The sequence below is a fragment of the Microbispora sp. NPDC049633 genome, from assembly GCF_040675265.1.
Taxonomy (GTDB): domain Bacteria; phylum Actinomycetota; class Actinomycetes; order Streptosporangiales; family Streptosporangiaceae; genus Microbispora; species Microbispora maris.
In genome coordinates this window covers 23,473-34,253 of record NZ_JBFAOO010000072.1, presented here as the reverse complement: position 1 = coordinate 34,253, position 10,781 = coordinate 23,473, and the positions used below count along the sequence as shown (strand labels likewise).

Annotated in this window: 9 protein-coding genes; 2 read left to right on the top strand and 7 right to left on the bottom strand. The window is 61.7% G+C overall.

The features are described 5' to 3' along the window. Window positions 1-648 precede the first annotated feature (648 nt). Window positions 649-2,529, bottom strand: coding sequence for a hypothetical protein (locus AB0J39_RS20000; RefSeq protein WP_363466706.1), 1,881 nt, complete (start codon window positions 2,527-2,529; stop codon window positions 649-651). Between the two features lie 784 nt (window positions 2,530-3,313). After that, the gene (locus tag AB0J39_RS19995; protein WP_363466703.1) at window positions 3,314-4,225 is read right to left on the bottom strand and encodes a hypothetical protein; all 912 of its coding nucleotides are present in this window, start codon (window positions 4,223-4,225) and stop codon (window positions 3,314-3,316) included. Window positions 4,226-4,985: 760 nt separating this feature from the next. Between AB0J39_RS19995 and AB0J39_RS19990 the strand changes: the two genes are divergently transcribed. Beyond that, window positions 4,986-5,156 (top strand): hypothetical protein, encoded by a 171-nt coding sequence (locus tag AB0J39_RS19990; RefSeq protein ID WP_363466700.1) that lies wholly within the window; start codon window positions 4,986-4,988, stop codon window positions 5,154-5,156. A 440-nt stretch (window positions 5,157-5,596) separates the two neighbouring features. Here the strand turns inward: AB0J39_RS19990 and AB0J39_RS19985 are convergent, their stop codons facing one another. The 4 genes from AB0J39_RS19985 to AB0J39_RS19970 form a co-directional block, all read right to left on the bottom strand. After that, complete coding sequence (locus AB0J39_RS19985) at window positions 5,597-6,019, bottom strand: type II toxin-antitoxin system VapC family toxin (RefSeq protein WP_363466698.1); 423 nt, start codon at window positions 6,017-6,019, stop codon at window positions 5,597-5,599. Then, the gene (locus AB0J39_RS19980) at window positions 6,016-6,336 is read right to left on the bottom strand and encodes a prevent-host-death protein (RefSeq protein ID WP_183538076.1); all 321 of its coding nucleotides are present in this window, start codon (window positions 6,334-6,336) and stop codon (window positions 6,016-6,018) included. The genes AB0J39_RS19985 and AB0J39_RS19980 overlap by 4 nt, the downstream gene beginning before the upstream one ends. Before the next feature lie 399 nt (window positions 6,337-6,735). Beyond that, the gene (locus AB0J39_RS19975) at window positions 6,736-7,095 is read right to left on the bottom strand and encodes an Arc family DNA-binding protein (protein ID WP_363466695.1); all 360 of its coding nucleotides are present in this window, start codon (window positions 7,093-7,095) and stop codon (window positions 6,736-6,738) included. After that, on the bottom strand, window positions 7,092-7,337 hold the full coding sequence (locus tag AB0J39_RS19970; protein WP_363466692.1) for a hypothetical protein: 246 nt from the start codon (window positions 7,335-7,337) through the stop codon (window positions 7,092-7,094). The genes AB0J39_RS19975 and AB0J39_RS19970 overlap by 4 nt, the downstream gene beginning before the upstream one ends. 1,164 nt (window positions 7,338-8,501) lie before the next feature. Here AB0J39_RS19970 and AB0J39_RS19965 point away from each other — a divergent pair. Further along, a complete protein-coding gene (locus tag AB0J39_RS19965; protein WP_363466689.1) occupies window positions 8,502-9,425 on the top strand; it encodes an NADP-dependent oxidoreductase in 924 nt (307 codons plus the stop codon). 460 nt (window positions 9,426-9,885) lie between these two features. Here the strand turns inward: AB0J39_RS19965 and AB0J39_RS19960 are convergent, their stop codons facing one another. Continuing rightward, on the bottom strand, window positions 9,886-10,416 hold the full coding sequence (locus tag AB0J39_RS19960) for an RICIN domain-containing protein (RefSeq protein WP_363466686.1): 531 nt from the start codon (window positions 10,414-10,416) through the stop codon (window positions 9,886-9,888). Window positions 10,417-10,781: the final 365 nt, after the last annotated feature.

Below are 10,781 nucleotides of genomic sequence, written 5' to 3'. Positions count from 1 at the left end.
GCCGGGCGTGCGGCCTGGGGGCCGGTCCCGGCCGGCGGCGCCCCGGGCCGTCCACCGACCCGCACGCCCGCCGCACCCGGCCGACTCGCCGACCCTGAGACGCGCCGCCGCGCCCATATGCTGCCGGGATGGACGCGATCACGATGCTCCAATGGCTCCTGGAACACGATGTGAACGCCCTCCTCAGGGTGGACGCCGAACGTGGGAGCGCTCGGCCCTGGACCTTCCACGCGAGCGGCGGACCCCAAAGTAATCGATGGGTCGTCCGCGCTGACGCCGACTCCGCTGAAGAATGCCTCCGGCAGGCTCGCAAGGCGCTCAAAGCCCATGGGCTGGATCTACCCGAGTAAGACACCTATACCGAGGTCGATCTCTCCGGTACCACCCTCACGATCGTCTGATGATGGCTGATCGCCATACGGGGTCGGGGGCGATCGGTGGGCCGGCGCAACGGAGGAGCAACCGTCCCGTGCCCGCTGCGTACCCGTCAGGAAGGGGAACGAGAGGGAACCGAGGACTCGTGGAGGGGACGCGCCCATCCTGACCTGGAGTGCAGCAAGTGGTTGGATGGCGTACCACCAAACCGGCTCCTCCGATCGCCGAAAAATCGAAAGCCCACCGCCCGGCAGGCAGACGAAGCGCTAATTATCAGGGCCGGTCCAGGTGCGCTGTGGTTGAGTCCCATCCGAGCAGACGCTCGGATCCAAGCTCTATGAACGAGACGTCAGCGCCTTCAAGCGTGTTCCTTAGATGGGCCATCTCTGTCGTGCTGGTGACGATCACTTGGCTCTGCTCGTCGTGCCCCTCGCTTAAGTATCGAAGAATGGCTTCGTAGTCGTCCAACTCCATGTCCTGCTGTCGGGGCTCGTCAAGCACCAAGAGACCGGGATGTCTTCCGCGGCTTACGCCTACGCGTCGTATTGAATCAAGATATGCGAGCTTGATGCGTACGACATCACTAGCGCTAGCATCCGTGTCAACATCGAAGCCTTGACGCACCGGCTGCAAGGAATCCATGTCTACCTGCACCAACGCAGGGTCATAGCTTCCGAAGCCGGATAGCCGAAGCCGCTTCCGCATTAGTGAACCCACTGAGCGCAGAACCGAAATATCAGATTCTGAAAGGCCCTCTGGAAGTCCATTTAGTTCATTACGAGCCTCGGCAATTTGTTGCGCGATCTGTGACAGTGCCTCAATCTTCGTCTCGTAGGAGTCGACGGCCCTCCGAACTTCGTCGCGCCGTAGTTCGAGTGAGATCCTTTTAGCAATATCACCACTTTTCGGCACCTGGTCTGGCGTGATTGCATCTGCCTCCAGTGATCGGAGTTGCAGCCTAAGATGATCGATCTCGCGCTGCATCGCTGAATATGCGTGAGCCGACTGTTCAACTATGACGCGCGAACGCTCCCTCATTGCCATGGCGGTACTTATCTGTGCGTTGAGTAAGCCGATTGTCTCGCTTACATCAAGCGTTGGGCCAAGTTCTGCAGCCTCAATACCGTCAAGTGATTGTCTACATGTGGGGCAATTATGGTCAGAGATGTGCTGGGCCGATGTTTCGCTGCCGAGGCGAATAAGGGTCGAGATATCTCTATTGCGATTTTTTTCTTCTGTGAGTCCGGCGATACGCCGATCTAGAGCGGCAAGCTGCCCCTCAGCCATCGTCAGATCTTGTTCTAGTAGACGAGCTGCAGCTAAGACATCGTTGAGTTCCTCCCGGACCTCATCGATCCTGTCGCGCAGCTCCGCATCGACGTCCTCGCCAGGCTGAATCGTAGATGCGGAGGGTTTAATGGCATCCAACTCCGCTTCAAGGGAGCGGAGGAAATCTCCCGCAGGCAGCCATTCCCCCTCCCGTACCACTTGAAGCATCGCGCCACTGAGGTCGGTAGGTTGGGCAAGAGTTGTCCTAGCGATTGATCCTGACGGGCGCTCAGGGATTCCCACCACCCTGCCGCCTATTGCACCGGCTTGCCCTCTGATTGCCGATCGAGAGGCCGTCCATTCAATCTGTAGATCATTGATGCGCCGCTCGAGTTCCTCTCGCTGCTTACGTGCCCCCGGCCCTTCCAGCCTAAGCAGGAATTCTGCAGCACGTCGGACAGGATCGCGGATCTGGTACCGCTCCACTTTGCGTGGTCCTGATGACACCCACGCTTGTTGATCAACAATCAAAAAGGGGAAAATCACGTCTGGGTACAGCAGTACTGGTCTTCCGGAGTAATCCACGACACTCGGGAGGTCCCATCCAACAAACTTCATTAAGAGGGCGTGGAATCCTCGTTCTCCCTGAACACTGCCGGGATCATGCAGAAAGTAGTCAGTAGGTCGAGATCTCACTATGCGCTCGGTGACCGCGGCCTCTTGCCATACCCGAACCAGGTTGGGCCGGAACGTTGGATGCTTGATATGGCGCTGCGCGGTGATAACCTCACCGGCATCATTACCCAGCTCAATTGCAACCCAGCTTGAGGCCACAGGCCTAGTGACTTCTTTTCCCTCTCGTAGGCTTATAATCTCGCTAGTCATAGCGCTACCAAGCGGGGCATGAGCGCGAGCGCTTAGCATCCGCTCCATGCCAAGCGCATAAATCAGGCCCTGCACAACCTGAGTTTTCCCTCGATTGTTACCTGCCTGAATCAGGTTGAACCCTGAGGAAAACCTTACTGTCCGCCCCAGGGCACCGTCCTGAGTATGAACTCGCAGCCTTACAGCACGAATTTTCATGCTCATTCGGCATTCACTCCTAGATGCCGAGTAACTGCCGCGTCGCTCAATCTCGAAAAGCTCGCAAGGAAGCGCTTCTCAACGGCGAGAACTTCCGGTTCTCGATCGATGGCGGCAGCAAGATTGACGCCTTTCTCGGTCAAATAAATTCGCCTATTACCTTGTCCCTTCACTCCTACTAGCCTATCGGCGATTGCTAGTCTTACTGTGACCTGGAGGTCGGGATCTAGCCTTTGTACCTGGGTACTGGCGAACCTGCGACCAGTCCACCATGCGGCAAGCATTTGCCGCGTTCGATTGGTTCGAGTCCCCCACATAAAGAGGTGGACGTTCTCAAGCTTGGCAGCCTTCCCGTTGAAGCGCGCAAGGATCAGTACTAGTAGAGACGTCCTAAATGCGATTCTCTTCCGAGCGTCCATAGGACGGGGTCGCTTGTGGAAGCCAGCAGGTATCTGTAAACCCTCGGCTTCGGTAAGAGTCGCTGCGGCAGCTAGCGCCCAAAGTACCGCTTGGCTTTGATCTTGGCGTTGCTCATTGGGAATATCCGTCAACTCGTATTGTCTCTGAGTGCGGATCGAGTCATCGCTCATGGGAAATCCAGCGGGCAGTCCATAAGCCATTGGGCGACCTGACCCTCCGCAACTACCCGGGCCTGCGACTTCCGCACATTGAGAACACTGGTAACCACGTCCTCGGTATCCCTCAATATCGAAGCCAATAATTGATCTGCGTTTGGCTGGTCTAGGGGATAGTGTACTTCAAGTCGCGCTTCGAGGTCCGAAAGATGATCTTCCAGTTCCTCGCCTAGCTCAGAGTAGTGATCCTGAATCCAGTCCCGCTGTTCACGGCCTACAACTGAGTTTGATAGCAGGCGATCCATGAAGGCACTTCGCTTTGCGGAGTCGCTGAATCCCGCCGTGCGCAACAACTTGCTGCTCATCTTCTGAATCAGAGGATCGGCGATTTCTTCGTAATTCGGATTGGCAACATGCGGGAGGCGCAGGCGGTCTATCTGTCGAGCTATGACGGCATTTTTCGCACGTTCATACGAGCGAAGTGTATGTGGTATCACGATGATGTCTTGCGCGGCGTAGGGCAGCGCCTCAGCGCGCAATCGTTCAGTCTGTTTACTCGCGTGTTCGAGCAGTCGCTTTGTCGTAATTAACGGTACGAGAAGTATCCATCGTTTGGCTCGATAGTCGGGCGGAACTATCTTTCGAACCTTATCTCTGTTTGTGATGAACTTTCCGACATCGTCGGTCATTTTCGTGCGCTGTTTCCTGTAGCGCGCATCCGGGCTAAGCGGTTCGTTCTCTGGTGCGTAGCATTGGTAGACGCATTCATCGTCAAGCGAGAAGCCCTCCAATCCCGCATCCCCACCATCTTGGTCGGGGACCTCAATGAAGTTCCCTCGATGGTGTTCATGGAGTACTCGCACGCAGAGGTTTTGCCATTCGTTACCACTGAGATGCTCGAAGCCGGACATGGTTGCGGTCATGTGTCCGCCTTCATAACGCTACGCTGGCGTATCACCCTAGTAAGTATCCGCGGCGCGATTAGGGACGGCGTAACTTCCATAGCCCACCCCCATCACGTCGCAACGCCAAGCCGCTGACGCCATGCCATCCCGCAACGACGGCCGATGCTCTCCGTGTTAACAGCGTGGCCCGGTGACATCATTTCCGGCGTGTGCCTCGCAGTCAAGCGGAAAGGTGTCCTGGCGACGACCGTCAGTAGGACTTATTCAGATCCCAAGAGGCCGGGCTCTCCTCCACCACGTGGATTCCTACCGGGAACTCGCCAACGAAGACTTCGCAGCCCACGATCGATGGCTTCGAGCCCTATGAGTCACCCATGATCCACAAAGTTTGACAATTGGTCCCGGTGGCGGACGACAACACCGCAAGCCTGCCCGGTGCGTCGGGCCATTAGGGGCGGTCATCAGGGGTCAGCCACGGCCACACGCGGGAGGCCCTGCGCCCAGCTCGCGGCCCGTACGGCCTGCGATCGGACCGATGATCCGTCATCTCTAAAGTGTGACAATCATGCCTCCGGTGGGGGCACTCTGGCTCCGGGGTGAGCGCCGAGATCACGCCTACCACCGTCGGCCTGCCAGGGGCGGCGGCCTGGTCTCTACCCCGGAGGACCTCAACCGCTTCTGGAGCAAGGCCCCGCTAGGGCAGATATGGCCAGGACGGTTCCGGTTAAGGGGGCCGGCTGGCCCCGAGGACGCCCGCTACGGGTACGGCCTGGCCCGGATGAAGTCGAGCTGCGGCTACGCCTACTTCGCCGCCGGCGACATGCCGGGAGCCGCGGTGTTCAGCGGGCGTGACCGGGCCGTGCGCGCGGGCACCGTCTACGTCACGGGCGTCCCCGACAATCGTCAGCACCTGATTGACACCTTCGACGCCGCCATCTGCGCCCGCTGAATCCGGGTGCCCTGATGGTCCTTCGTCCTCCTCGCTGGTTGAGTGTCCCGGCCGTGCCCACCGAGTCAAGGGCGCCTGCGGCGTCGCTTCGCGATCAGCTTTGCTGACCCTTGACACGACGGTCCCGTCCTGGGGATCGGCAGCTACGAGGAGGACGAGGGTGAACCAGGGGACGGGCCGCGCATGGCCGGCCGCTGCAGGTCGCGAGCATGATCGCCGTGCCATTAGCGTGCCATTAAGGGCGGTCAACGGGGGGCACTCACAGTCACTCGCGGACTGCTTGTCGCCCAGGTCGCGGCCGTTTTCCCTGAAGAGCAGACCGATTTGCAAGCAGGAAGTCAGGGGTTCGAATCCCCTAGGCTCCACCCAATCAAAAGCCCAGGCCAGGGACCGTTTTCCCGCCTGGGCTTCGGATTGATTCCTGCGGGCGAAAGCACGTCTCAGGTGCCGTCCCACTGTGGTCGAGTGACCGGAACCACTGTGAGCAGTTGATCCAGGCCCTTGAAGTCCTTTGGGGTGCAGGTGTAGAGCGGCAGTTGGTTGGCCATCGCCACGCAAGCGATCATCAAATCTGCCGTGCGGGGACGCGGGTTGCGGCCTGAGGCGACGACAGCGGTCCAGAGTTGGCCGTACTCGCGGGCGGCGGTTTCGTCGAAGGGGAGAGGATCGAACTCAGCCTCGGCGGCCTGAAGGATCTTCATCCGGTGAGCGAGTTCTTGCGGCCCGGACGCCACGAGCACGCCGACCGACAACTCCGCCGTCGTGATGGCGCTGATGGTCATCTCGTCGGGCAGCTCGTCCGGGTCGATCCCAGCGCGCAGGATGAGGATGTTGGTGTCGAGCAGCCCTTGCGTGGGGGTCATTGTTCGCCCTCGCTGAACTCGCCTCTGCCGTATGCGCGATCGTAGGGGTCGTAGAGATCGTCGTTGACGTGTCGGTCCATGTCCTCGCGGTACTTCCGGTCATCGAGACGCGGCATACCTCGGGACATGGCGGCGAACTCCGCTCGTGAGACGGCCCGGCGTCGGCGCCGGATTGGCACGAGGTCGCCGATGTGATGGCCATTACGAGTCACGGCGTACCGTTCTCCGCGCTCCAGGCCATCCATGATCTCTGCAGACCGGTTGCGGAGATCGCGCTGCGAGATCTGATGGGAACGTTCAGGCTCAGAGATGCTCACCCCACAAGTGTAGAGGGCGTGCTACGTGGTGCCACCAAGTAGCACCACGCTATCCATCGTCGGGACGTGGGGCCGCGAAGTCGGGCCATTAGCGGGCCATTAAGGGCGGTCAACAGGGAGTACTCACGGTCACTCGCGGACTGCCTCTGGCCAAGGTCGGGGCCGTTGTCCCTGGTGATCAGGCCGATTTGCAAACAGGAAGTCAGGGGTTCGAATCCCCTAGGCTCCACCCACTCAAAAGCCCAGGTCAGGGACCGTTTTCCCCGCCTGGGCTTTGATCGTTAATCGGCCTTCGTGCTCTTCCGTGCCCGTTGCGTGCCCGATCCACTCTTGAGTTGTCCTCGCGCGAGGCTGTCGAGCTGCTTGGCCACGTGGTGCCGCCGCTCGTCCGCCACGTGCTCATCCTGCTCTGAGGAACTGTTCAAAGGCTTCCCGTGCCAGCGCGGACACACTCTTGCCCTCTTGCTCGGCGCGGGCCTTCGCGCGTTCACGCAACTCCTCCGGGAGTCTGAAGGAGACCCTTGGGGAATGGGTGCCCTCGCCTGTGAGCGATGGACGTCCGGGACGACTGGTCGGCACGGGTACGCGGCCTTCGTCGATCGCGCGGTGGACGTCGCTGATTGCGTCCCGCACGTACTCGTCCGTGATCAGGTTGCCTTTGGTGTCGTGGATCTCTTCGGAGTCGCTGTCGATATCGGAGTCGTGGTCCAGGGCCAGTTCGATGTCTTCGGGTGGCCAGGCTGCCTGGTGCTCAGTCATGGCGTCCTTCTCCGTAGCGCGGTCGGCATCACGTGGATAATCACTAGAGCTTTGTCGGTGAGGATGCCGATCACCTCCAGCTCTATGCCCCGATCGTCGGGGCCGATCCAAACCCATCGATCCTCCAGCGTCGGGTCTCTGGCCGGCACGATCACTGGGGGCCCAGATCGGACAACATGCAAGGCATGCGCCTGCCCGATACGGTGCCTCCTCGCCGACTGGTAGAAGCGCAACCTCTTCATGCCCATATTATGTCGGACACAACCTCTGTAGGTAGGGGGTTCCGGTCTACAGCGGGCTGACCACCGAGACGGCGGTTGCGTCCTGGGCGTTCGCGGTTACGAAGAGGACGGGATGGGCCCAGGGGCGCGTGTCCGTCGGCAGGTCACGGGCTGAGCGGCGGGCCATTAGCGGGCCATTAAGGGCGGTCAACAGGGGGCACTCCCGGTCACTCGCGGGGTGCCTCTCGCCCAGGTCGGGGTCGTTTCCCCTGGTGATCAGGCCGATTTGCAAGCAGGAAGTCAGGGGTTCGAATCCCCTAGGCTCCACCCCACGTCAAAGACCACCTCCCGTGATCAGGAAATGGCCTTTGTGATCTCGTACAGCAGCGAAATGCAGCAACCGCTACGAATCCGGTTGCTCACCGAGCCGCCTGAGAGCCTTGCGCGTCTCCTCTGACGAGACCTCGCTGTAGATGTTCATCGTGACCGAGATCTGACTATGCCGAAGGGTCTGCATCGCCACGCGCGGGTGAACGTCGAGGGCGACCAAGAGCGACGCGCAGGTCTTCCGAGTCGCGTGGACATGGACCTTCCGCACCTTGCCCTGGCGCAGGCGTTGGCGAAGCTCCGCCGGAAGTTCGACGGCTCGATCGGCCGGCCGCTCGCGGTGGTGAAGACGAGCCCTGTTTCGTGCCAGCCCCCCAGCCTCAGCGCGGGCCGCACGGTGGTTGGCGAGGCGCACCCGCAAAGCCGCGGTGACGATGTCAGGGAAGAGCAAGGTGGCATCGGAAGTGCGTGCGTCTTGGTCTCGCATCGTGTCCCGCCTCGTACGAGCGACTCCAGGGAAGTCCGTGCCTCATCCACCGTCCACGGCTTCACCTTGCGCCTACGCGGGACGGACATCCTGACGTTCGCCGCGACGTTCCGCGAGAGCGTGTCGTCCCGAACAGCAGTGCTCAATGCTGCCCGTAGCGTCATGAACGGTCCACTCGGAAGGCTTCTGCTCGCAGCATTTCCCCACCGCGCCGACACCGGGCGGAGCTGTCCACGGCCCGAAACCGGTGGCGCAGTCGGCCTGATGCTGTGATCCGCATCTCAGCCGGTTGCCCCTCACATCGATGTCAGGGGTGAGGATGGCGACTACGCCCGGAATCACCGGGTCGGTCATACGAGAGGTGGCGGAAGATGGGGCAGGCGTGGGGTTTCGGCAGGTATGGCGGGCCCGAGGTGCAGGAGTTCTTCGATCGTCCCGACCCTGTCCCCGGTCGCGGCGAGGTGCTGATCCAGGTCGACGTCGCCGGCGTGAATCCCCTCGACCACCTTCTGCGCTCGGGTCTGGTCGACGGGTTCGACGGCGGGCGTCCGTTTCCCCGCGTGCTGGGCATGGAGGCAGCCGGAACCGTTCTCGCCCGGGGCGAGGACGTCAACGGGCTCGAGGTGGGTGACGCGGTCTTCGGCTTCGCACTCACCGGTGGCGGCACCTACGCCGAGACGACGGTGCTGTCCGCGCCGAACACCGCGCGCATCCCGGAGGGTCTGTCAGCGACCGTGGCGGCAACGCTGCCAGTAGCCGGGACGACCGCGGTGGACGTGCTCGACCAGCTCAGCCTCCCGGCCGGTGCCACGGTCCTGGTCAACGGAGTCGGGGGCGGGGTCGGCCTCGCCGTCGCCCGGCTGGCTATCGGGCGCGAGTTGCGTGTGATCGGCACCGGGAGTACCGCCAAACGCGAGCACGCCGAGGCCATCGGGGTGCGGTTCATCGACTACACCGCCGCGGACGTCGCCGCCGCGGCACGCGAGCTGGTTCCGGACGGCTTCGACGGGATCGTCGACCTGGCCGGAGGCACCTCGCTGCGGACGGTCGCTCCGCTGGCCCAAGATCGCCACAACGTCATCGCTGTGGGTGATATGTCTGTGCCCGATCTCGGTGGGCGTTTCGTCGTGCGTCGCGTCGACCGCGAGAACCTGGAGCGGTCGGCCCGGCTGGCCCTCGACGGACTCCTCGCACCCGTAATCACCGCGGTCCATCCGCTCTCCGACGCCCCGGCCGCCCTCGCCACCGTCGAGAGCGGTCACACCTCGGGCAAGGTTGTCATCAAGGTGGCATGAGAAGTGCCCGGCCGTCTGACGCTGTCGACCGCCCACTGCGGACTGACGAGATCCCGTGGTCAGCGCATCACCAACTGAGCACGTTCACCTGTACGAGGTTGAGACGTTCAGGCGTACGCCGACACCAGTCAAGTGTGCACCGCCCAATCACCCAGCCTCTGTCCTAATGCGGGTGTTCTGCTGCCGCCGGCATCTGCCGCCTGAGTAGGAAGACGGGGGCCCCACGTAGTGACCGGCTCCCGTTTGCAAGCGGGAGGTCAGGGGTTCGAATCCACTAGGCTCCACCAACTCGAAAGCCCAGGCCAGGGACTATTTTCCCCACCTGGGCTTCGATCGTTGATCGGCTCGCGCTCTTCCGTGCCCGTCGCGTGCCCGATCCGCTCGCCGTACCAAGCCGCACCCGCCGACTACGGGCGCGCCGCCGCCGTACTGTTGCGGCACGACGATCGGTGACCAGAACTCAAGAGAGGGTGTCCTTGACCACGATCTGGCCGTCGTCGATCACGAATTTCTGGTTGTTGTTCGGCACGCACTGCCACAGGTAGACCGGCGAGAGGTTGGCACGGCTGTTGGTGACGTCCAGACAAATGCGGTTGCCTGTGTTGAGGGTGGACTTGAGGATGATCTGGCCCCTCTGGAGGACCCAGAGCTGGTTGGCGTTTCCGAGGCACTGCCACTGGTACACGCGGGTACCGTTGGCGCGGCCGTTGGAGGCGTCCAGACACATCTCCTGGGCCTTACCGATGGTGTCTTCCACCTTGATGAGGCCGTTCTGGAAGACGAACTTCTGGTTGGAGTTGTTGTTCTGGCACTCCCACAGGTACATCTGGGTACCGTTGCCGCGGTTGTTGCTGACGTCGACGCACGCCGGGGGGCCGACCCGGGCCGGGCGGACGGCCTGCTGGTGAACCGAGGCCATGGCGGGCACGGTGGTGATCGCACCCACTGCGGCGGAGATGACGGCGACGGCGAGCAGACGGTGAGCAAGCATGGTTTGCCTCCGAAGAGAGTTGATCGAGATGCGAGCACCATGTCATCACTCACCGTCACTGATCAATTACTGATCACATGCGTTCTGTCGTGCGGCGGGGCCGAGGGCTGTCGGAGGCGGCAGTGCCGACAGGGAAGGTTCACAGCTCTGGCAAGATCCGGATAGCGCTCGAAATGATCTCATCGCCAATCGACCAAAAACAGCGAGATGAGCAGGCCAGGGCCCATGCCTGAGTAAGAAAAGATCTTTCGCTATCGATTCGATGGCCTTCGTCCTCCTCGCTAGCCAAATGTTCCGGACGTGCCCGCCAAGTCCGCCAAGTCAAGGGCGCCTACGGCGTCGCTCAGCGCGGGCCGCACGATGGT